Source organism: Streptomyces sp. NPDC057694, assembly GCF_042799415.1.
In the GTDB taxonomy this organism is placed as follows: Bacteria; Actinomycetota; Actinomycetes; order Streptomycetales; family Streptomycetaceae; genus Streptomyces.
The window spans coordinates 344,937-366,244 of the sequence record NZ_JBHVIX010000005.1 but is presented as its reverse complement, the minus strand read 5'-3'; the positions used below and the strand labels follow the sequence as shown (position 1 = coordinate 366,244).

The 21,308-nt window shown below is 71.0% G+C and carries 14 protein-coding genes; 9 read left to right on the top strand and 5 right to left on the bottom strand.

The genetic code is table 11. The features are described from left to right. Positions 1-165: 165 nt before the first annotated feature. Together ACFVDP_RS15890 and eccE are read right to left on the bottom strand one after the other, a co-directional pair. A complete protein-coding gene (locus tag ACFVDP_RS15890; RefSeq protein WP_383489361.1) occupies positions 166-1,785 on the bottom strand; it encodes a hypothetical protein in 1,620 nt (539 codons plus the stop codon). After that, positions 1,785-3,170 (bottom strand): type VII secretion protein EccE, encoded by a 1,386-nt coding sequence (eccE, locus tag ACFVDP_RS15885; RefSeq protein WP_383489358.1) that lies wholly within the window; start codon positions 3,168-3,170, stop codon positions 1,785-1,787. Before eccE ends, ACFVDP_RS15890 begins: the two co-directional genes overlap by 1 nt. Positions 3,171-3,411: 241 nt before the next feature. On the opposite strand from eccE, the gene eccB reads away from it, so the two are divergent. From eccB to ACFVDP_RS15845, 8 genes are all read left to right on the top strand, one after another. Next, positions 3,412-4,917, top strand: coding sequence for a type VII secretion protein EccB (eccB, locus tag ACFVDP_RS15880; protein ID WP_383489355.1), 1,506 nt, complete (start codon positions 3,412-3,414; stop codon positions 4,915-4,917). A gap of 22 nt (positions 4,918-4,939) precedes the next feature. Further along, positions 4,940-6,190, top strand: a complete 1,251-nt coding sequence (locus ACFVDP_RS15875) for a S8 family serine peptidase (RefSeq protein ID WP_383489352.1) — start codon at positions 4,940-4,942, stop codon at positions 6,188-6,190. 169 nt (positions 6,191-6,359) lie between these two features. Then, positions 6,360-6,692, top strand: coding sequence for a hypothetical protein (locus tag ACFVDP_RS15870; protein WP_383489349.1), 333 nt, complete (start codon positions 6,360-6,362; stop codon positions 6,690-6,692). 14 nt (positions 6,693-6,706) lie between these two features. Then, a complete protein-coding gene (locus ACFVDP_RS15865) occupies positions 6,707-8,344 on the top strand; it encodes a hypothetical protein (RefSeq protein WP_383489346.1) in 1,638 nt (545 codons plus the stop codon). Positions 8,345-8,430: 86 nt separating this feature from the next. Continuing rightward, positions 8,431-9,834 (top strand): S8 family serine peptidase, encoded by a 1,404-nt coding sequence (locus ACFVDP_RS15860; RefSeq protein WP_383489343.1) that lies wholly within the window; start codon positions 8,431-8,433, stop codon positions 9,832-9,834. Positions 9,835-9,962: 128 nt separating this feature from the next. Next, the gene (locus ACFVDP_RS15855) at positions 9,963-10,706 is read left to right on the top strand and encodes a hypothetical protein (RefSeq protein WP_383489340.1); all 744 of its coding nucleotides are present in this window, start codon (positions 9,963-9,965) and stop codon (positions 10,704-10,706) included. Positions 10,707-10,848: 142 nt separating this feature from the next. Then, complete coding sequence (locus ACFVDP_RS15850) at positions 10,849-11,118, top strand: DUF397 domain-containing protein (protein ID WP_383489567.1); 270 nt, start codon at positions 10,849-10,851, stop codon at positions 11,116-11,118. Between the two features lie 114 nt (positions 11,119-11,232). Continuing rightward, positions 11,233-12,705: a S8 family serine peptidase gene (locus tag ACFVDP_RS15845; RefSeq protein WP_383489337.1), complete on the top strand. Its 1,473-nt coding sequence runs from the start codon at positions 11,233-11,235 to the stop codon at positions 12,703-12,705. A 26-nt stretch (positions 12,706-12,731) separates the two neighbouring features. On the opposite strand, the gene ACFVDP_RS15840 is transcribed toward ACFVDP_RS15845, so the two are convergent. From ACFVDP_RS15840 to ACFVDP_RS15830, 3 genes are all read right to left on the bottom strand, one after another. Then, positions 12,732-14,882 carry a PQQ-binding-like beta-propeller repeat protein gene (locus ACFVDP_RS15840; RefSeq protein WP_383489334.1) on the bottom strand — a complete coding sequence of 717 codons (2,151 nt, stop codon included), beginning with the start codon at positions 14,880-14,882 and terminating at the stop codon, positions 12,732-12,734. Between the two features lie 79 nt (positions 14,883-14,961). Continuing rightward, positions 14,962-17,151: a protein kinase gene (locus ACFVDP_RS15835; RefSeq protein ID WP_383489331.1), complete on the bottom strand. Its 2,190-nt coding sequence runs from the start codon at positions 17,149-17,151 to the stop codon at positions 14,962-14,964. A 54-nt stretch (positions 17,152-17,205) separates the two neighbouring features. Then, complete coding sequence (locus ACFVDP_RS15830) at positions 17,206-18,243, bottom strand: serine/threonine protein kinase (RefSeq protein WP_383489328.1); 1,038 nt, start codon at positions 18,241-18,243, stop codon at positions 17,206-17,208. A 372-nt stretch (positions 18,244-18,615) separates the two neighbouring features. Here ACFVDP_RS15830 and ACFVDP_RS15825 point away from each other — a divergent pair, with 372 nt between their 5' ends. Further along, a complete protein-coding gene (locus tag ACFVDP_RS15825; RefSeq protein WP_383489325.1) occupies positions 18,616-21,204 on the top strand; it encodes an SCO5717 family growth-regulating ATPase in 2,589 nt (862 codons plus the stop codon). Positions 21,205-21,308: the final 104 nt, after the last annotated feature.

The following is a 21,308-nucleotide window of genomic DNA, read 5'->3' as shown; positions in this document are numbered from 1 at the left end:
CTGGCACGGCTCCCCGGTCGTCCCCCGGACCGCTGAAGCGGTCCCGCGCCACATGCGTCATTGCCGTTCGTCAAGACAGCCTAAACGCTGCGGGGCACCCACCGTAAAGGCGGTACGCACGACTCCGTACCGCCCCCGGGTGGGACCGGGCGCAGGGTTCGGGCGTCAGTCCATGCGGCGCGGACTGCCGAGCAGACCGGTCTCCGGATCCGTCGGCTGCACCATCACGTACTGGTGCTTGCCGCCGGCGATCCACAGCATCGTGGCGTCGCTGAGCGTCGGCAGTGTCTGGGTGAGCTGCTCGGGCAGCCGCAGCACCCGCCCGATGACCTCGGCCTCCTGAGGGGAGACGCTCTGCAGGCCGATCACGTCGGCGCGGGTGAGCAGCCGCGGCGCGCGCGGGCCGAGGAACGGCACCACGGTGAGCGTCGACTGCCAGGGCATCGGGGCGAGTTGGGACCGTCCGGGCTGGGCGCCCAGGTCGCGTACGACGAGGACGGGGCTGGCGACCGAGGCGCCCTGCGCGGCGAGCTGGTTCGGCTCGTACACCGCGACGCACTGCAGTCCGCCGCCCGCGGCCTGGGCCATCGGGGCCCACGCCTGGGGGCGCACCGACTCGACGGCGATGCGGGCACCGACGGCCGCGGTGCGCAGCGCGATGATCTGCGCGGTCCACATCGAACCGACGACGACCACTTCGAGCGGCTTGGGCCGCAGCACGTCGAGGACGGCGGGCATGCCCTGCGGGTCGACGCCGATGACGACACCGTCGTCGCCGACGTTCACGCCGAGCGAGCCGAGCGACTTCTTCGGCAGGACGTGCCGACGGCGGCGCGGGCCGCGCAGGCCGTAGCCGGCGTGGCTGAACTCCTCCTCGAACTCCGCGAAGTCGTCGTCGTTCGCCTCGGGCTCGTCGGGCAGCGCCCGGTGCGTGGGCCGGCCGGAGCCGACCTCGGGCGCCGGGGCGTACGTCATGGTGGTGGCGGCGACGGGCTCCGGCGCCGGCTGCTGCTGCACATGCCCCGCACCGCCGGAGAAGTCGCCCTGCGCGGGGACGCCACCCTGGAACGCGGCCTGGGGCTGGCCCTGTTGGGGCTGCGGCTGCTGTTGCGGATACCCGTACCCGCCCTGCTGCTGGGCCCCCGCCTGCTGCTGCCGCTGCTGGTCCTCCCACTGCCGGCGGCGCGCCTCGGCCTCCTCGGCGCGGCGCTGCTCCTCCTGGTAGCGGGCTCGCAACTGGCGCTGTTCATCGGCGTACTGAGCATTGGCAGCCTGCTGCTGCGCGGCCGCTTGCTGGGCCGCGGCCTGCTGGGCGGCAGCCTGTTCGGCGGCGGCCTGTTGCTGGGCTGCTTGCTGCGCGGCGGCTTGTTGCTGAGCCGCTTGCTGGGCGGCTGCCTGTTGCTGAGCTGCCTGCTGGGCCGCTTGTTGCGCGGCGGCCTGCTGCTCCGCCGCCTGTTGCGCCTCCCACTGCTGGCGCCGCATCTCGGCCTCGGCCGCGCGGCGCTGCTGTTCGGCGGCCTGCTGCTGGACCGCCTGTTGCTGAGCGGCCTGCTGCTCCGGGGTGAGCTGTTGCTGCGGCTGCTGTTGCTGGTGGGCCTGCTGCTGTTGCTGCGGATACCCGTACCCGCCCTGCTGCTGGGCGGCCGCCTGCTGGGCCGCCTGCTGGGCCTCCCACTGCCGGCGCCGCTCGGCGGCCTCCGCGGCGCGCCGCTGCTGCTCGGCGTACTCCTCGGGGGTCATCTGCCCGCCCGGGTCCCGGGGATCACGGTTTTCGGGGGTGCTCATCAGTGCGTGCCTCCGAGGGGAAGGGTGGCAAGGAGGCCGGGCAGCTGTTCCCGGTCGAGGCGGACGAGGCCGGCCTTGAGAGCGGAGGAGGAGCGTTCGAGCTCGCGCTTGGCCTGGTCCAGCTCGTTCTCGCTGCGGGCCGACAGCCGGACGTGCCCGCTGAGGGCGACCTCGTCTCGGCCGGCGCCCGAGACGGCGAGGGAGACGGTGGTGGCCATGGTGCGGGTGGTGGACAGGCCACCGGTGAGCGCGCCGAGGGGGGTCGCGCCGTGGCCGAGCTGCGGCCACGTACCGATCCAGTACGAGGCGTGCCAGCGGTCGTCGCACCGCCAGGCCCGCACGCTCTCCTCGGTGCGCGGGCCCGAACTGCCGCCACGCGAATGGGCGTTGAGGTTGGCGCGCGGGTTGACGCAGGCGGCCGTGGACAGCGCGGAGATGATGCCGGTCTCGTCGAGGGCCTCGGCGCGGAAGCCGAGTCCGTTGAGCCGGCTGATCAGCTGGTCCGAGGCGCGCAGGAGCGCGCGCTGGGCGCCACGCACCCCGCCGCCGCGGGCCTCGACGGCCTCGGGGCAGAGTGTGGGGTCGAGCTTCAGCGCCACCCAGGTCAACCGCACCGCGGGGGCGCCCGTCTGCGCCTGGACGGCCGCGTACGCCTGTGCGGCGAGCGCCTGCGGAGGCAGGTGCGGGGCCGGAGCGGGCTGGGTGTACTGGACCAGCTGCACCGATTCGAGGTGGATGTCCTCGACGTCCAGGGAGTCGGCGAGCAGTTCGACCGGCAGCGGCCGTGCGTCGCTCGTCGGCCGCAGCGGACCGGGCGCGGAGTCGACCTGGACGAGGGTGGTCAGGAACGTGCCGTCACCGACGAAGCCGACCAGGCGCCGGTCGCGGGACTCGTATTCGTGCGTGCGCAGCGCCGGGTCCGCTTCGAGCAGCGGCGCGAAGGAGCTGTCGACCTCCGCGGGCGGCGGGCCGGTGAAGGTGCGGCGGCGGCGCTTGAGGGCGCGGCCGATCGCCATCCACTCGGGCAGCGGGTGGCGTCTGCGACGGCCCAGGTTGAAGAACACGAGCAGCCCGCCGACGACGGCGGCGGGCACCATCAGGATGGGGCTGATCGCCGCTGCCGCCACGACGAGCGCGAGGGCGATCTGGATGATGAGCAGATGGTGGGCGCTGACCGGCCCGAAGCTGCCCGCCTTGCGCGGCAGCTTGGGACGCACCGGTCCCGCCGGCTGGCGCACGGCCGCCTCGGGCTGCGTCGGTGGTGTGGTGCGGCCGCCGCGCCGGGTGGGCGGGCGGCCCTGCTGGGGCCTTCCCGCTCCACGGCGCCCGGCCGGGGTCGGTCGCCCCTGATTGCCGCGCTGTCGGGTCCTGCTGGCGCTGGACATCCCCCGCCCTGCTCCTTCGCTCGCTGCTGTGGTGGCTCGCCCGGTCCGGCGGTGGCGCCGGTCGGACTGGCCTGCGGGCCCTAAGTTTCACTGGCGCGCTGAAAATTGATACCCGTACGCCACGGGTCGATCGTCACACGGCATAGTAGAGGCCCGTGCGGCGCGTGCGCCGGGGGTGGTCGAGAAGTGGACCCAGGTAAGTACCAGTACGGTCCAGCAAGAACGGGGAGATTACGTAACGATGGCGTCACGTCGTGATGAGCTGAATGCCTACAACTTCTCACGGAAGCGGACAGTTGCCTCTTTCCTGAAGCCGCTCCCCAACGGCTCGGTGGAGTCGGCCCCGCGACCGCTCAAGCACGCGATCTCCGGCATCGTGATGAGTGTGGTGATCCTGGCGGGGTTCGGGGCCTGCGGCATGCTGAGCCCTGTGGCACCGAAGGGGTGGGACACCCCGGAGGCCGGGATCATCGTCACGGATCCGTCCGCGACCCGGTACGTCGTCCTCAACTCAGGCGAAAAGGACAAGAAGACCGGCAAGGACATTCCTGTCCTGCACCCGGTCCTGAACCTCGCTTCGGCGAAACTTCTGTTGGATCCGAAAAAGACCAAAGAAGGTTCTGTGAAGACCGTCAAGGAAAAATTCCTCGACGAGTCCAATATCGCTCAGGGTTCGATGGTGGGAATTCCCTACGCCCCCGACCGGCTGCCGAACGTCAAGGACGCGGGTACGTCGAAGGTGTGGGCGCTGTGCCAGAAGGGGATCCGCGACAGCAAGGACAGCGCGTCCGTGCAGCAGACCGTCCTCGTCCTCAACACCAAGGACGCGAAGAAGGTCACCGACAAGGGCTCCGGCAAGCTGGCGGGTGACCAGGCGCTGTACGTGCAGGACAAGAAAGGCAAGCCGTACCTGGTGAGCAGCCACGGCGTCAGGTACGAGCTCAGGGCGAGCAACGGCGGAGACCTCGCCTCGCTGATCCGCACGCTCTTCGGTGACGGCGCCGAGCCGCGCACCGTCACGGACGAATGGCTGAGCACGCTCAGGGACGGTCAGCAGGCGATCGCGATGCCGTCCGTGGCGAACGACGGACAGACGTCGCAGGCGGACGGCGTGCCCGCCAAGTACCGCACCACGGGCACGCTGCTGCGGACCCGCAACGGTCAGCACTACCTGGTCGAGCAGGACCGGCTCATCCCCATCACGGGGTTCCAGACGGCTCTGCTCAGGGAGACGATCGCCAACTCGCACATCACGACGGTCAACCAGACCGACATCGGGCCCGACACGACGGGAAAGCTGGCGGGCGGCGAACTCTGGCCCACCCAGGCCGTCTCGCTCGCCAACGGCGGGCAGACGGACACCTCCTGCTCCGTCTACGGCGGCGGCAACAGTACGACCGATCTGACCACCTGGGCCGGCACGTCCCTGCCCGTCAAGTCGATCGCGGCGAGCGCGTCCTCGTACGTGAGCCCGGGCAGCGGCCTGCTCTACCAGGAGAAGGAAGGCAGCTCGGACACCGGCTTCAACTACCTGGTCACCGACACGGGACTGCGCTACTACCTGCCCGTCAACAACGACTCGGGCGACGACAAGTCGGGCGATGACCAGTCAGAGGTCAACAAGGCGAAGATCCGCCTCGGCTACGAGTCCGCGCAGAAGGTCACGGTGCCCTCGCAGTGGTCGAAGCTCCTGCCGTCCGGGCCGAACCTGACGACCGCGGCCGCCCAGCAGACGCAGAATTCCTAGGGGGACAGCCACCGTGCCTTCCATGACTTCCAGGCCGTCGGTCGCGGCCGTACGCCGTCCGGCCGCGGTGCTGGCGGCCACCGCGGCGCTGGCCGTACTGACCACGACCCCGGCCCTCGCCGACGACGACCCCGGCACCCAACTGGCCAGTACGGACTGCCAGTTCGGCGGCAAGGTCATCGAGGGCACGCCGTGGTCCCTGCAGCGCGTCATCACCAAGCAGCTGTGGGAGGGCAAGGCCCTCAAGGGTGCCGGCGTGACCGTCGCAGTCATCGACACCGGCGTCGACAAGGAGAACCCGCAGCTGGCGGGCAAGGTCCTGCCCGGGAAGTCGTTCGCGAAGTCCAGCGCCACGAGCGACGGCGTCGGTCACGGCACGAAGGTGGCCGGCATCATCGCGGCCGCCGACGCCTTCCCCGGTACCGGTTTCCACGGCATGGCGCCGAAGGCCAAGATCCTCCCCCTCCAGACCAGCACGGCGGAGGAGGGCGGCAATCTGGCGACCATGGTCAACGCCATCAAGGCAGCCATCCAGGCCAAGGTCGGCATCATCAACATCTCGCAGGGCACGACGGCCGAAGAGTCCCAGCTCCCCACCCTGCAAGCGGTGGTGGACGAGGCGGAGAGCAAAAACATCCTCATCGTCGCCTCGGCCGGCAACGACGGTGCGAGCGGCAAGCCGTCCAATACGTACCCGGCGGCTCTGGACAACTCCAACGTCCTGTCCGTCGCGGCCTCGGACCGCAACAACGAACGCGCCTCGTTCTCCAGCTCGAACGAGCACGTGGACATCGCGGCCCCCGGCGTCGACATGGTCTCGACGGTCCCGGTCAGCGGCCAGTGCGTCGATCAGGGAACGTCGTTCTCGGCGCCGTACGCGGCCGGGGTGGCGGCTCTGCTCAAGCAGAAGCACCCCGACTGGTCGCCGGCCCAGATCATCTGGCACCTGGAGAAGACGGCGGCGCGCACGCACCCCTACCACGACAAGAACATCGGCTGGGGTGTCATCGACCCGATGACCGCCGTCAAGGACGACACCGTGCCGACCAGGCAGATCACCAACGCCGATCTCGAGGGCGCGGCGACGGCGAACAACAGCGACAAAGAGAAGATCATCGCCGCGAAGCTGACGCTCGGGGAGACCCCGGCGGAACGCAACGCCCGTTACGGGACGTACCTGGTGATCGGGGGCGGTCTGCTGGTCGGCGTGATCTCCGCGGGGGCCATGGCGCGCCGCGACTGGCTGCGCAAGCACGGGGCCGACGTGCTGTGAGGTGACTCCGGGCACCGCCGGGAGCACGCGAGTGCTGTGAGCGGTTTGTGAGGAAACTTGTAAGGGGCTAGTAAACCAGGGCACCCTGTACGTCAAGGCATGCACATGCAGTGGGCGTAAGTGGGCGCCGAGTGTGGGTCGTTGACGTTAACGGGGAGGACAGCCGGAGATGGCTGACGGGTACGAGGTCGATCTCGACGCGCTGGACCAGGTGGTCAAGGAGCTCAATCAGGTCCTGGCGGACATGGATGGGCCGAAGCAGAAGGCCAAGTACGGCACCGACGTGCCGGACGGGGCATTGGGGAAGAACTTCTCGGAGGCGCAGGATCTGTACAACGCGCACGAGAACATGAAGTCCAAGATCCAGACTGAAATGATCGACAAGATCGAAGCCCTGGTCGACAAGTTCGGCAAGAAGGCGCAGAAGGCGCATGGCGTGTACCAGGACGCCGAGGCCGAGAACACGATCACTGACACCGGCGTTGCTGACCGCAACTCCTGAAGGGGGACGAGGAGATGATTCCGGCAGACGGCAGTTCGGGCGGCGTTCCGGGTGCCAGCGCGAAAACCAAGTTCAACTCACACGACCTCGACAGCCTGAAGGACATGGTCGCGGACGCCAGGCCGCAGGCGGTCATGGAGGTCTCACAGAACTGGGTGGACGTCCACGATCAACTCGTGGGTTCCGACGGCAGCGGCGGCATCAAGCAGCGGTTCGACAGCGCCGTGCAGAAGGTTCTGGAGAGCTGGAAGGGTTCGTCCGCGGCGAAGTTCCAGGCGGAGGCCGCCAAGATCAGCCAGGAAATGGCCACTGGCGGTAACCGCGCGCAGTTCACCTCGAAGGCGATGGAGAACTCCGCGGACAGCCTGTACAAGATCCAGGACCAGGTCGGCAGCATCGACGTCAGCTGGTGGGACGAGGCGTGGGACTCCGCCACGGACATGTTCAGCAACATGTCCGGAGCCGAGTTCGCCGCCATGCTCGCCAACCCTGTGGGTGGCGCATACGCCCAGTACCAGGCGATGAACAGGATCCAGAACGCTCAGAGCAGCATCGAGGGCGACCTCGCGAGCGGCATGGACACCCAGGCCGTCATCGACAAGTGGGGCGACAGCATGGGGGCTCGCCGGGAGGCGGGGCTCAAGGCTTCGATCCTCATGGAGCAGCTGGGGAACAACTACCAGTCGAACACGCAGCAGCTCGAAGCCAGCGACCAGGACCGTGACTACCAAGCCCCGCCGAGCGATGTCGGTCGTGGGCCCGGCGATGTGAGCGTTCCCGGCTCCGGCGGCACCAATCCGGGCATCGCCGGTGGTACCGGCATCGGCGCGGGCTCGGTGGGCACCGGTATCGGCGGCGGAGGCCTGGGCGGCGTGAACTCGCCCAACATTTCGACCATGCCCACGCACGACTCCAGCATTTCGACGATGCCCGCATCCGGGTCGAACCCGTTCGGCGGCGGATCCGGTGGCGGAATCGGCGGCGGAGGCTCCCAGATCAACACGGGCCTCGACAGCGCCGGTTCGGGTCTCGGCGGCGGAGCCGGTGGCGGGATCGGAGCCGGAGCCGGTGCAGGTCTCGGAGCCGGTGGCGGAATCGGCGGTGGAGCCGGTGGCGGCATCGGCGGCGGTGCGGGAGCGGGCCTCGGTGCCGGTGGCCTGGCCGGCGGTCTGGCCGGTGGTATGGCGGGTGGCGCGGCAGGGGCCGGACGCGCGGCAGGCGGAGCCGGTGCCGGACGCGCGGGTGGTGCGGCCGGTCGCACGGGCGCCGGACGCGGCATGGGCGGCATGGGCGGCGGCGCCGGCGGCGCGGGCGCAGGCAAGGGCGCCGGTGGCGCGGGCAGGACAGGCGCCTCGGCACGTGCCAAGGGTGGCGTGGTCGGTGCGGCCAAGGGCAAGACCGGCGGCGCTTTCACCCCCGGCGGCACGGGGCTTCGCAACCGCGGCAGCAGCGCGAGCGGCACAGGAGCCGGCGCCGGTGCCAAGGGCCAGAACGGCCGCAACGGCATGGGCCCCGGCGGAGCCGGCGGACGCGGTGCGGGGAAGCAACGTGGCGAGGGCGGAAACAACAGCCGTCGTCCCGACTACCTGTACGAGGACGAAGAGACCTGGACGCCGAAGCAGCGCAAGGTAAACCCGCCCGTCATCGAGTGACCGGTTAGCCTTCGTGAGGCCCGTGACCCTTTGGTCGCGGGCCTCACGTCCGACAGCAGGCAATGAATCCAGAAAGGTGTCTGAGCATGCGCTTCACGCAAACGACGCTCCGCGCAATGGGCGGCGCGGCGATGGTGGGAGCCCTCGTGCTCGGCACCGCTACGGCCGCCTCGGCGGACGCGACACGTGACGGCCAGTGGCAGAACAAGGCATTCGACCTCGACGCCACCCACAAGGTCGCCACCGGCAAAGGCGTCACTGTCGCCGTACTCGACGACGGGGTGGACGGCACGCACCCCGACCTGGAAGGCAGCGTGCTGCCGGGCTACCGCTGCAAAGACGGCCAGCCTGCCAACCAGGAAGTCCTCGACGACCACGGCACGGGCATGGCCTCGCTGATCGCCGCCCACGGCCATGGCCCTGGCAACAGTCAGGGCATGCTGGGGATCGCCCCGGACGCGAAGATCCTTCCCGTGGACGTCTTCAAGGTCGAGGGAGGGTCGATCGAGGACGAGCAACCGAGTGCGTGCACGTACGGCAAGGCGATTCGCTACGCAGTCGGCCAAGGCGCTGATGTCATCAGCATCTCCACCAGCAGCGGTTCCGCCACCGTGGACGACCAGAAGGCCATCGCCTACGCCGCTGCCCACAATGTCGTCGTCGTCCAGTCGTCCGGAAATGACGGAACGGTCAACAACGGCGACCTCGGCTCAGCCCCTGGCGGCGTCCTGGTAGGCGGCTCGAACCAGAACGGCACCCCCTGGGAGGACGAGAACTACTCCAAGACCCTGATGTTCACCGCTCCCGCGAAGGACATCACGGTCGCGACCGCCAACGGCGACTACCAGGACGCCGCCCAGAAGAACATCAAGGGCGACTACCTCACCACCAGCGGCACCTCGATGTCCGCCGCCATCGCCTCCGGCACCTTCGCCCTCCTCAAGCAGAAGTTCCCGGACTACACCTCCGGCCAGCTCGTCAACCGCGTCATCAAATCCACGTACATCGCCAAGGGCGTCGACAAAGCGAGCCTTCCTGACAAGTACCACGGCTACGGCGACCTCAGCCCGCTCAAGGCCCTGACCGCGGACATCCCCAAGGGCGGCGAGAACGGCCCGTGGAAGGACCTCAGCTCCCTCCCCAAGGCCGGAGCCGACAACAGCGCCGAGCCCTCCTCCCCCGCCACCGGCGCAACCGCCTCCGACAACAGTGACGACGACAGCTCGAACACGATGCTCTACGTCGGCATCGGTGCCGGTGTTCTGATCGTCATCGTGGTGATCGTCGTCCTGGCCACTCGCAAGAAGAACAACCGCGGTGGCCCGGGCGGCCCTGGCGGCCCCGGCGGACCCGCCGGTTGGGGCGGCCCCGGTGCCCCGCAGCAGCCGTATCAGCAGCAGCCTTACCAACAGCAGCCCTACGGCCAACAGCCCCCGCCGGCCCCCGGCCCGTACGGCAGCCAGCAGCAGAGCGGTCCGCCGAGCTACTGATCGCGCCGCGCTGCATCTCCGAGGCAATACGGTGAGGCCCGTGACCAGTCGACTGGTCACGGGCCTCGCGCCTTCACCGGAGTTTCGGCCCACTTCACGTTCGGCGAGAAGGGCTGGCAAGGAACGCGATGACCGCAGACGCCACCCCCGCCCCGGTCCGTATGCGGGACTTCCCGGGCCACTCCATCGCTCTCGCGTACGACATCGACGCCGTGGCCGCCGCGCAACCCGTTTCGGCGCACGTCGCGTTGGCCGCGCTCCTCGACCTCTATGCCGCTGTCGATGCGTTGCCGCTGACGCTGGAAGTCACGACGGCCTACCTGAACGAAGAGTTCGGCTTCCCTCTGGACGATCCGGCAGTCGGACCCGATTCCGAGTGGGCGCTCCATGCCGAGAGGCTTCCGCCCGAACTCCGCATCCGACCTCGCGCGAAGAACCAGCGGATGCGCCGGTCCCCGACCCTCGACCTGTCCAACTGCCTCGCCTTCGTTGCCGAATCCCTGCGCGGAAGCGATCGCGACATGAGCCAATCCCGTGTGGGCTGGAGGAGCATGGGGGTCCACGCATGCGCCGTCCGGCTGCCCGCCGATATTCCGCTCGACGGCGGAAAGCTGCCGGTTCAGGTCGGACGGGGAATCGTGCGCACCCCTGTCGAGATTCGCGAGGGGGCGAGGTGGGCCGCCGGGCCCAGCTCGCCGTCCATGGCGGAGGCGCCCTTGGAATGCTGGATCGCACAGGAGTATGGAGAGCTTGATCTGAGAGTCTCGGCATACTGGACGCCATGGTGTCCAGGAGGCTCTGAGTACCCCGCCCTGCGGCGTGCCGTGGAGACTCTCGTCAGCAGCGGCTGGGAACTCACCTTCGAAGGATGATGCGCGCGGCCACCGCCCTGAGTCATCGGCCGTCACAGCTGGTCAACTCCCGTTAAGCTGGCCGCGTTTACCGCAAGGCGACGGAAAGGGCTGATGCGGCGTGGGGACGAATGGCGAGGCGCCGAAGGAAACGCCGGAGGAGATGAAGGCCCGCAAGGAGCGCGAGAAGAACGAGCTCTACGCGCTCGACATCTCCGGCGTCGAGTGGCACAGCGCGCCCGGCACCGAGCAGCACGAAGAACGCGTGGAGATCGCGTATCTGCCGGACGGCGCGGTGGCGATGCGTTCGTCGCTGGAGCCCGAGACCGTGCTGCGGTACACCGAGGCGGAGTGGACGGCGTTCGTGCTCGGCGCGCGCGACGGCGAGTTCGACCTGGAGCCGGCGCCGCACAACGGCGGGCTCGACACGTAGGCAGCGCCCGCAGGACAGGACATCGAGGGCCTGGGCTGTCGCCGGCACGGCGGGAGTCCGGGCCCTTGCCCGTTCAAAATGGATTCAGAAATGGATCCAGAGAGGTGTCGGAGCATGCGCTTCGCGCAGACGACGCTCCGCTCGGTGGGCGGCGCGGCGATGGTGGGGGCCCTCGTGCTCGGCACCGCGACGGCCGCCTCGGCGGACGCCACCAGAAACAGCCAGTGGCAGAACAAGGCCTTCACCCTCGACGCCACCCACAAGATCGCCACGGGCAAGGGCGTCATCGTCGCCGTACTCGACGACGGAGTGGACGGCAACCATGCCGACCTGACGGGCAGCGTGCTCCCGGGTGAGCGCTGCAACGACGGCCGGCCCGCCAACCAGGAGGTCCTCGACGATCACGGCACGGGCATGGCCTCGCTGATCGCCGGTCACGGTCATGGCCCCGGGAACAGTCAGGGCATGCTGGGGATCGCCCCCGACGCGAAGATCCTCCCCGTGGACATCTACCAGGACGAGGGAGGGCCCGTCGGCGCCACCCATCAGAGCGCTTGCACGTACGGCGAGGCGATTCGATACGCCGTCGACGAGGGCGCTGATGTCATCAACATCTCCAACGGCGGTGGTTACGCCACGGCGGAGGACAAGCAGGGCATCGCCGACGCAGTTGCCCACAACGTCGTCATCGTCCAAGCGTCCGGAAACGACGGAACACCGACGAATAGCGACCTCGGCTCCGTCCCCGGCGCCCTTCTGGTGGGTGGTTCGAAGCAGAACGGCACCCGCTGGGAGGACGAGAGTTACTCGAAGGCCCTCATGTTCACCGCTCCCGCGAAGAGCATCACCGTCGCCACCGCCAACGGCGACTACCTGGACGCCGGCAACAACACCATCAAGGGCGACTACCTCACCACCGACGGCACCTCGATGTCCGCCGCCATCGCCTCCGGCACCTTCGCCCTCCTCAAGCAGAAGTTCCCGGACTACACCTCCGGCCAGCTCGTCAACCGCGTCATCAAATCCACGTACATCGCCAAGGGCGTCGACAAGACCAAGCTCCCCGACGCCTACCACGGCTACGGCGACCTGAGCCCGCTCAAGGCCCTCACCGCCGACATCCCCAAGGGCGGTGCCAACGGCCCCTGGAAGGGCCTCAGCTCCCTTCCCGAGCCCGACGGCGGCAGCAGCGCCCCACCCGTCGGCGGCGGTGCAGCAGCAGCCTCTGGTGACAGTTCGGACAACACGATGCTCTACGCCGGCATCGGCGGCGTCGGCGCCCTCGTCGTCATCGTGCTGGTCGTCGTCCTCGCCACCCGCAAGAAGAGCAACAGCGGCGGTCCCGACGGGCCGGCCGGATGGGGCGGGCCCCCGGCCCCGTATCAGCCGCCCTATCCCCAGCCTCATCAACAACAGCCATATCCACAACAGCCCTACCAGCAAGCACCCCACCAGGCGGCGCCCTACCAACAACCGTCATATCAGCAGCAGCCTTATCCGCAGCCACAGCCACAGCCACAGCCGCAGCCGCAACCGCAACAACCGCCGTACCCCAACCACCAACAAAGTGGGCCCCCGAGCTACTGACCACCCGCCGCGCCGCCCTCCCCCGGTCAGAAGACCGTGAACGCGTACAGGTCGCTGTCCACCATCACGAACACCCGGTTGCCGTCCGCCGCGATCTGCTGGTTGTCCGCCAAGGGCAAGTCGTAGGACCAGGTGCGTTCGCCGTCGGAGGCCCGCACGGTGTTCAGGTTCAGCTTCTTGGCGACCTTGATCGAGGTGTCGGTGTCGAGCGACCAGGCGCCGTGGCCCTGGGGCAGCACCGGCCAGTTCTGGTCCGCTGTCCAGTAGCTCTTCCACTTCTCGGTGCCGTCGCGCGCGTCGAGGCGTCGGGGGAAGTCGCCGCCGCAGACGTAGACCGCGCCGTCGCGGACGGTGGGCGGTCCCCAGTACGTGCCCTCGTACTTGGGTTCCTTGATCTTCGCGCTCCAGACGACCTTGCCGTCGCCGAGTCTGCGGGCTTCCAGCGTCTGGCCGTTGACGTAGACGATGTCGCCGACGACGGCCGGGGACACGTCGATCTTCGCGGTGGCGGTCCTGGTCCAGGCGACGCTGCCGTCGCTGGTGTCGATGACCAGCAGCTTCGCGTTGTTCGTCGCCGTCACGAGCCGTCCGCGGGCCGCGACGGACGTCATCATCAGGCCCTGGTCGCGGAACTCGGCGGGCGCCCGGACGGTCCACCGGACCTTCGCGTCGGCCCGTCCGATGCTGCGGAGTCTGCCGCTCTTGGTGACGCAGTACACGGCCTCGTCGTCGGCGGCGAGCAGTGACTCCGCGTCGGCGTCCACGCAGGTCCACTTGGGGACGCCCGTCGAGGCGACGTACGTGCGCAGGGCCCCCTTGTCGTCGGCGCAGGCCACGAGCCGGTCCGACAGGGACAGGTAGTTGGCCTTGGGGCGGGCGGACGGCGCGTGCCAGCGCAGGTCGCCGGTGCGGACGTCGTACGCCCCGACGCCGCCGCGCGCCGTGCCCACGACGAGCACGTCACGTACGGGGAGCAGGGCCGGCGAGTAGACGTCCGCCTCGTCCTTCAGGTTCCAGACGACGGACGGCTGCCCGAGGGTGACCGAGGTGCCGCCGATGTTCTTCTCGAAGGCCTGCTCGGGGGTGCGCGCGGCGGGCGGGATGTCGAAGGGGTCGTTCTTCACCGGCGGCTTCGCCTCGCTCCCGCCGGATCCGCGGCCGGCGAGCCACCAGGCGCCCGCCCCGCCGGCCGCCGCCACGACCACGCCGCCCGCGGCGAGCCCCGTGAGCAGGCGGCGCCGCCCGACCGACGGGCCCAGGTCCGTCCCCGGGGCGCCCGGGATCCCGGTGGCCTGGGTGGTCAGCTCACGGGCACCGCGCTCGCGCTTCTTGATGGCGTCGGCGAACGCGCCGCGCCGCCATGCCTGTTCGGCGCCCTTGGGCGGTGCCATGGCCTGCGTGATCTGCGGGGGCGTCGGACGCCGCGCCGGGTCCTTGGCGAGGCACGGCGCGATGAGCGCTGCCAAGTCCGCTGGGATTCCCGTCAGTTGGGGCTCGTCGTGCACGACCGCGTACTGCACCGCGGCCACGTGCCCGCCGTCGAAGGCGCGCCGTCCGGTCGCCGCGTAGACGAGGACGGCGCCCAGCGAGAACACGTCGGCGGGCGGCGCCACCCGCTGTCCGAGGACCTGCTCCGGCGCGCCGTAGCCGGGTGTGACCGGCACCTGGCCGGTGGTGGTGAGCGTGAGCCCGTGCTCGGGCCGGGCGATACCGAAGTCGATGACGCGCGGGCCGCCCGACGTCAGGACGATGTTCGGCGGCTTGAGGTCCCGGTGGACGAAGCCCGCCGCGTGGATGTCGACGAGAGTGCGGGCGAGCGACGCGGCCAGGGCGCGCACGGCGGGTTCCGGCAGCGGGCCGAAGCCGTCGACGGCCTGGTCCAGGGTGAGCCCGGCCAGGAACTCGGTGGCGATCCAGGGGCGGCCGCCCTCCGTCCACGCGCCGAGCACGGCGGCGACTCCCGGGCTGTGTACGGCCTGGGCCGCCTGCGCCTCGCGGACGAACCGCTGCGCGAGGTTCGTGTCGTGCGCGAGTTCAGGCTTCAGCACCTTCACGGCGGCGAGGGTGCCGGACGCGTCCTGGCCGACGTACACCTTGCCCATGCCGCCCTCGCCGAGGACGCCGGACAGGCGGTAGGGGCCGAGGCGAAGGGGGTCGCCGGTGCCGAGGGGGTTCATGGTCGATCCTTCTCGCAGGAGGTGGCCGCGGGGCGCGGACGCGATGCGGTTCGGCTTCTCGCTTCAGCGGTACGGCGGCTCACTTCAGGGGATACGCGCTCAGGGTCTTCTCCCCCATCCCGAGCAGGAGTTGGTCGGGGGTGTCGACGTAGAACCGGCTCGCGGACGCCTTGTAGGTGCGGGCGATCCGGTGCGTCTTCAGGTCGATCGCGCAGAGCAGATTGCCGTTGCGGTAGTAGCCGTACCGCTTGCTGAGGACGGGCGCCCATGCCGTCGACGCCTCGCTCACCTCGCTGGTCCGCTCGGCCCATTTCCTGGCGCCGCCGTCCGCGGCGAAGGCGGCGAGGCCGACGCCCTCGCCGACCGCGTACACGACACCGGACGCGAACGCGGGCGCACTGTACGTGTGGCCCGTCTTCGTCGCCCATTCCTGTTCGCCGTCGGTGAGCCGCAGCGCGCGGACGCGGTTCCCGCCCAGGTAAATCCTTCCGTCGCCGACGGCGAGGGGGCATTGCAGAACCTGGGTGTCGTCGATCGTGCCGTAGGGCTCGTCCCAGACGACGTCACCGGTCCTGATGTCCCGTACGACGACGCGCACGGTCTTGGCCCCGGTCTCCTGGAGCGTCACCAGACGGTCGCCGACGACCTTCGCGGAGAGGAAGTGCAGCCGCTGGCTCTTGTCGGGGCGGACCGGCAGCGGCTTGGACCACAGCTGTTTGCCCGCCTTGATGTCGAGGGCGCGCAGCGTGAAGCGCTGGGTGTCCAGGAAGCCGTTGTACGAGTTCTTGCCGGTGCCCACGGCGACGTAGGCCACCATGCCGGAGATGCACAGGAGTTGGTTCCCGTCGAGAACGGCGTTGGTGCCGTCGGCGACCGCCTTCGTCGGGTTCACGTAGTGCTGCTTCTTGTCCCACCAGGAGATACCGGCCGGCGGATATTTCGTCCCGCTGCCCCAGTGCGAGCCGAGCAGATACAGCTTGCCGTTCAGCACCTCGGCCTGCCACGGGCACCCGTCGGACTGGATGTCTTCGGTGCGTCGGCCCGACTTCGGGTCGAAGCGCATGATCGTCGCCCGGAACGGGAGCTGGATCGCGCTCTCGGCCGCGTAGGGCACGGGCAGGCCCCAGCCGTCCATCCGGAAGTTGATCTGCTCGTTCGTCCAGAGAGGATCGATGTTGCGCGTCTGCTCGGGGCCGTCGGCGGCCTTCGTCCCGTCCTGGTCGCCCGTCGACGCACGCCACCACCACACACCGCCGCCCGCCGCCGCGGCCGCCACCACGGCGCCGCCGCCCAGCAGGAAGCCGCGCCGCGACGGCCCGGAGCGGCGCGGCGCGGCCGACACCGGCGTCGTGTCGATCAGAGCCTGCGGCGGGGCCGCCCGCGGTGGTACGGGCTGCCACACCGTGACGGCCCGCCGCCCGATCTCGCCGAGCAGCGCGGGCGGCAGCTGCTCCGCGAACTCGCCGCTTCCGTCGTGCAGTTGAGCGGCCAGCAGACCGGTGGACGGCCGCTGCGCGGGGTCTTTGTGCAGACACTGCGCCAGTACGGGGATCAGAGCGGCGGGCACTCCGGCGAAGTCCGGCTCCCCGTAGCGCACCCGGTAGAGGAGATCGGCGGGCTGTCCGTTGCCGAACGGGCCGCTCCCCCGCGCCGCGTGCACGAGGACGCCCGCGAGGGCGAACACGTCACCGGCCGCGGTGTGCTCCTGCCCGGTCGCCTGCTCCGGCGACATGAACGCGGGTGTGCCGACGGCCGAACCGGTGTGGGTGAGGTGGATGTCGCCGATGGCGCGCGCGATGCCGAAGTCGATGACCTTGGGGCCGTACGCGGTGAGGAGGATGTTGGACGGCTTGAGGTCGCGGTGGACGACGTCGCTGCGGTGGAGCTGCGCCAGCGCGCCGCACAGGGCCGCGCCCAGCACCCGTACGGCCTGTTCGGGCAGCGGACCGGCGGCCCCGACCGCTTCGTCGAGGGGCGGTCCGAGCACGTACTCGGTGGCCAGCCAAGGCGTCTGCGCGGACGGGTCGGCGTCCGCGACCTTCGCCCCGAAACGGCCGCCGATCACCCGCGCGGCGTCGATCTCCAGCCGGAAGCGGGTCCGCGCGGCCGGGTCCGCGGCGATCGCGGCGTGCATCGTCTTGACGGCCAGGGTGCGGCCACCGGCCGACCGTGCCATGTACACGGTCCCCATGCCGCCACTGCCGAGACGGGCGACGAGACGGTACGGGCCGAGGTGGACGGGGTCGTCGTGGGTCAGTGCGGTGGGCATGGGCGCCGGTCTCGTCGTCTGTCGGTGGGGGCAGCAGGTCGCGGGGAGGTGGGGTCAGGAGGCGTACGGGGTGGGGTGGGCCGCCGGGACGGGAGCGGCCGGCGCCGGTGGTTCGGTCTCCGCGTCGAGTACGCAGGCGGCCTGGTGGGCGAGGGCCGCGACGAGGCGGCCGGGCAGCCAGCCGGGCACGAGGAGGGCGCCGGAGCGGTCGGGGGCGCCGAACCCCTGCTGGGGAGCCAGGGCGCCCGGCGGTACCAACACGTCGAGGATCTCCGCAAGTTGGGGCCGGTGTGCGGGGTCCCTCGACAGGCTTCGCACGACGACGGAACGCAGGCCCTCCGGCAGCTCCGAGCGTTCCGGCGCGACATGGCCGGTGGCGGCGTACGCGAGGGTGGCGCCGAGCCCGTACACATCGCCCATCGGCCGGGGCATCCCGCCGCTCGCCTGCTCGGGCGCCAGCGCGCCGCGGTCGACACCGGTCAGTCCGGGTCCGGCGGCGCGCACGGCTCCGTAGCAGCCGAGCCGCGGGCCGTCGAAGCCGATCAGCACGGCGGCGGGTGACACTCCGGCGTGCACCAGGCCCTGGCCGTGCATCACGGAGAGGGTCTCGGCGAGGGCGACGCCGAGGGCGCGGACGGTGGGTTCCGGCAGGGGGCCGCCGTACACGGTGAGCGCGGTGGGCAGTGGCAGCAGCGGCAGGTAGGGGCGGGCGCACCAGGAGGGCTCCCCGGGCGCGGACAGTTCCACGGCCGGGAACGCGGCGGGCCCCAGCAGATACCGGGAGGCGTCGGCCTCGGCCAGGAACCGGTGCGGGTCGGTCCCCGGGTGCGGGGTGCTGAGCAGGACGGTGCGGTCGCCGTCGGGGGTACGGGCGATGTGGCGTCGCTCGGGGACGGCGGGGTGGCCGGTCCCGGAGCCGTCGAGGCGCGTCACGACGACGAACGGTCCGGTCGGGCTCGGTGGCCGGCCGGTCTGCCCGCTGCCGTACGTGTCCGGGCTCGGTGGCCGGCCGGTTTGTCCGCTGCCGTACGCGGACGGGCCCGGACCCGGGCCGGGGCCCGCGGCCTGTGGTGCGTGTCCTGGCGCATGCATGCGCATGCCCTCCCCCCGTCGACCTGCCGATGCCCCCGCCCGTGGGCACGGTCCGGCGATTTTAGTCGACGGCGCCTCAGTGGCCACAGGGGCATCCTCGGGACCACGGGCACCACACCCGGCACGCCAAGGACCGCGCCGGACCGGGCGGTTGCGGGTCCACGTGACGCAGCGGACAGCGGTGAGGGGTGGGCAGGCCTGCCGTACTGCTGGTTTTCGTGATTAGGCTGGGTCAGGACGTGTCACGTACATCCGTGTGCGGGTGAGGCGTGTGCCAGGGGCCAGGGGGACGGCCCGTGGAGCGATGACCAGACCACGCAGACCGGTCGCCCCAGCACACTACGCGGGTGCTCGACCACACCAGGAGGCATTGTGAACAGCGATCGGGACGGTCTCCACGGGGGCTCGGACTCACCCGTCGACGATCAGTCCGACGCGCAGTCCAGTGTCGAGCGGACCGGCGAGTTCACCATCGACTACGCCCCGCCGCCCTGGTACACGCAGAACGCGCCGGAGGGCGCCGCGCCGACCGGGGCGCCCGCGCCTCCTCCGCCGCCGCCTCCGCCTGCTCCCGCGGCCCCGGCGGCTCCCGCAGCCCCAGCGGCTCCGGTGACTCCAGCGGCCCCGGCGGCCCCGGTGACTCCGGCGGCACCTGGGTTCCCGGTGACGCCCGAGGTCCCGGTGGCCCCGGCGTCCGCCATCCCGCCTCCGCCGCCGCCCCCGCCGCTGCCCGCGCCGGAACCCGAAGCCCCGAGTGGGGACTTGGAGAGCGGGGCCACCATGCGGTTCTCCGCGGGGCCGCCGCAGCAGGAGTTCTCCGCGCCGGAGGAGCCCGCGTCGCCGTCGCAGGAGAGGTCGCCGTCGCAGGAGAGTCCTGGCGCGGACACCGCCGAGGGCGCTGCCGCACAGTCGGAGCTTTCCTGGGTCGACGCCCACCGGGTGCACGTGGAGTTCGACAGGAGCGGCACCTCGGCGAGCGCGGGGGCCGCCGACGGTACGGGCGGATCCGCCCCCGCGCCTGCTGATCCTCCCGCCCCGTCCGCTCCTTTCGCGCCTGCCTCCCCTCCCGCTGCGGAGCCCGATGTCGCGCCGCCTCCGGCAGCGAACAGCGCCCCCGCGGGCTGGACTCCCCCGCCCGCGCCGGACAGCGCGGTTCCACCGCTGCCGCCCACGTTCCAGCCGGCCGCGCCGAACCCCGCGCCGCAGTGGACCGACCCCGCGCCCGGCGGACAGCCGTCGCAGCAGCAGCCACCGGAGCCGCCGCCCGCCCCGGCCGGCTGGCCCGCGCAGCCCCCGGCCGCGGCCCCGCAGTCTCAGGGCGGCTACGGCTTCCCGCAGCAGAGCCAGGCCCAGCCCCCGGCCCAGCCGGAGCAGACCCCAGCAGCGCCCAACCCTCCCGCGCCGCAAGGCGGTTACGGCTTCCCCCAGCCCGCGCAGTCGTACCCCTTCCCCGGCCAGCCCGGCCCCGCGACCCCCGACCTGGCTGTCCCGCAGCCCGGTTACGGCTTCCCGCAGCCACCGGCCCAGCCCCACCCCCCGCAGGCAACCCCGCAACCCCAGCCCCAGCCCCAGCCCCAGCCGGGCTACGGCTTCCCGCCCCCGCAACCGGCTCCGGGCCAGCCCTACCCCTCGCACGCCGGACCGCCCCCGGCGCCGCCTCAGCCGAGCCCCGGCCCGCCCACCCCGGGCGCACCCGGCGCACCCGGCGCACCCGGCGAAAACCCCCCGCAGCCCTACCCCGTGGACCCCCGGACCGGCGCGGCCTGGCCGCAGCCGATGCAGCACGATCAGCGTCAGCCCACGAACGTCGGCGGCGCCCCGCTCGGCTACACGGCCGCCGTGGAGCTGTCGGCGGACCGGCTGCTCAACAACAAGCGGCAGAAGGCCAAGAGCAAGGCCCCCAGCACGGCGGGGAGCCGCTTCAAGATCGGTGCGAAGAAGGAGGAGGCCGAGCGGCAGCGCAAGCTCGACCTGATCCGCACCCCGGTCATGTCCTGCTACCGCATCGCGGTGATCAGCCTCAAGGGCGGTGTCGGCAAGACGACCACGACCACGGCGCTCGGCTCGACCCTCGCCGCGGAGCGCCAGGACAAGATCCTCGCGATCGACGCCAACCCGGACGCCGGCACGCTCGGCCGCCGTGTGCGCCGCGAGACCGGGGCGACCATCCGCGACCTGGTGCAGGCGATCCCGAACCTTCACTCGTACATGGACATCCGGCAGTTCACCTCGCAGGCCCCGTCCGGTCTGGAGATCATCGCCAACGACGTGGACCCGGCCGTCTCGACGACGTTCCAGGACGAGGACTACCGCCGCGCCATCGACGTACTGGGCAAGCAGTACCCGATCATCCTGACCGACTCGGGCACCGGCCTCCTCTACTCGGCGATGCGCGGAGTGCTCGACCTTGCCGACCAGTTGATCATCATCTCGACGCCGTCGGTCGACGGCGCGTCCAGCGCCAGCACGACGCTCGACTGGCTGTCGGCGCACGGGTACTCCGAGCTCGTCTCGCGCTCGCTCACCGTCATCTCCGGGGTCCGCGAGACCGGCAAGATGATCAAGGTGGACGACATCGTCAGCCACTTCGAGACGCGCTGCCGCGGCGTGGTCGTCATCCCCTTCGACGAGCACCTGGCGGCCGGCGCCGAGGTCGACCTCGACATGATGCGGCCCAAGGTGCGGGAGGCGTACTTCGAGCTCTCCGCGCTGGTCGCCGAGGGCTTCTCCCGGGGTCAGCAACAGGCCAACCCGTGGGCGGCACAGCAGGAGCCGGCCGCCCAGCCGATGCCGGGCCAGCCGCAACCCCAGCAGCAGCCCCCGCAGCAACCCCCGCAGCAGGGGCAGCCTCCGTATCCCCAGCCCCACCCCCAGCAGGGCTACCCCCAGCAGCAGCCCTACCCCGGTCCGCCCGCGCCCTCCGCCCAGTGGCCCCCGCAGCCACCCCCGCCTCAGCAGTAGCAACAATTTCGCCAACTCCGTGAAAGGCCCGCACCCTTGCCGGTGCGGGCCTTTCACGTACATCACGCGGATACGTCCGCTACGTCGCCACGCGCTGGCCTGCA

Coding starts and splice junctions, on each gene's coding strand:
- ACFVDP_RS15890 (WP_383489361.1), bottom strand. CDS start 1,785: ATGAGCACCCCCGAAAACCGTGATCCCCGGGACCCGGGCGGGCAGATG.
- eccE (WP_383489358.1), bottom strand. CDS start 3,170: ATGTCCAGCGCCAGCAGGACCCGACAGCGCGGCAATCAGGGGCGACCG.
- eccB (WP_383489355.1), top strand. CDS start 3,412: ATGGCGTCACGTCGTGATGAGCTGAATGCCTACAACTTCTCACGGAAG.
- ACFVDP_RS15875 (WP_383489352.1), top strand. CDS start 4,940: ATGACTTCCAGGCCGTCGGTCGCGGCCGTACGCCGTCCGGCCGCGGTG.
- ACFVDP_RS15870 (WP_383489349.1), top strand. CDS start 6,360: ATGGCTGACGGGTACGAGGTCGATCTCGACGCGCTGGACCAGGTGGTC.
- ACFVDP_RS15865 (WP_383489346.1), top strand. CDS start 6,707: ATGATTCCGGCAGACGGCAGTTCGGGCGGCGTTCCGGGTGCCAGCGCG.
- ACFVDP_RS15860 (WP_383489343.1), top strand. CDS start 8,431: ATGCGCTTCACGCAAACGACGCTCCGCGCAATGGGCGGCGCGGCGATG.
- ACFVDP_RS15855 (WP_383489340.1), top strand. CDS start 9,963: ATGACCGCAGACGCCACCCCCGCCCCGGTCCGTATGCGGGACTTCCCG.
- ACFVDP_RS15850 (WP_383489567.1), top strand. CDS start 10,849: ATGAAGGCCCGCAAGGAGCGCGAGAAGAACGAGCTCTACGCGCTCGAC.
- ACFVDP_RS15845 (WP_383489337.1), top strand. CDS start 11,233: ATGCGCTTCGCGCAGACGACGCTCCGCTCGGTGGGCGGCGCGGCGATG.
- ACFVDP_RS15840 (WP_383489334.1), bottom strand. CDS start 14,882: ATGAACCCCCTCGGCACCGGCGACCCCCTTCGCCTCGGCCCCTACCGC.
- ACFVDP_RS15835 (WP_383489331.1), bottom strand. CDS start 17,151: ATGCCCACCGCACTGACCCACGACGACCCCGTCCACCTCGGCCCGTAC.
- ACFVDP_RS15830 (WP_383489328.1), bottom strand. CDS start 18,243: ATGCATGCGCCAGGACACGCACCACAGGCCGCGGGCCCCGGCCCGGGT.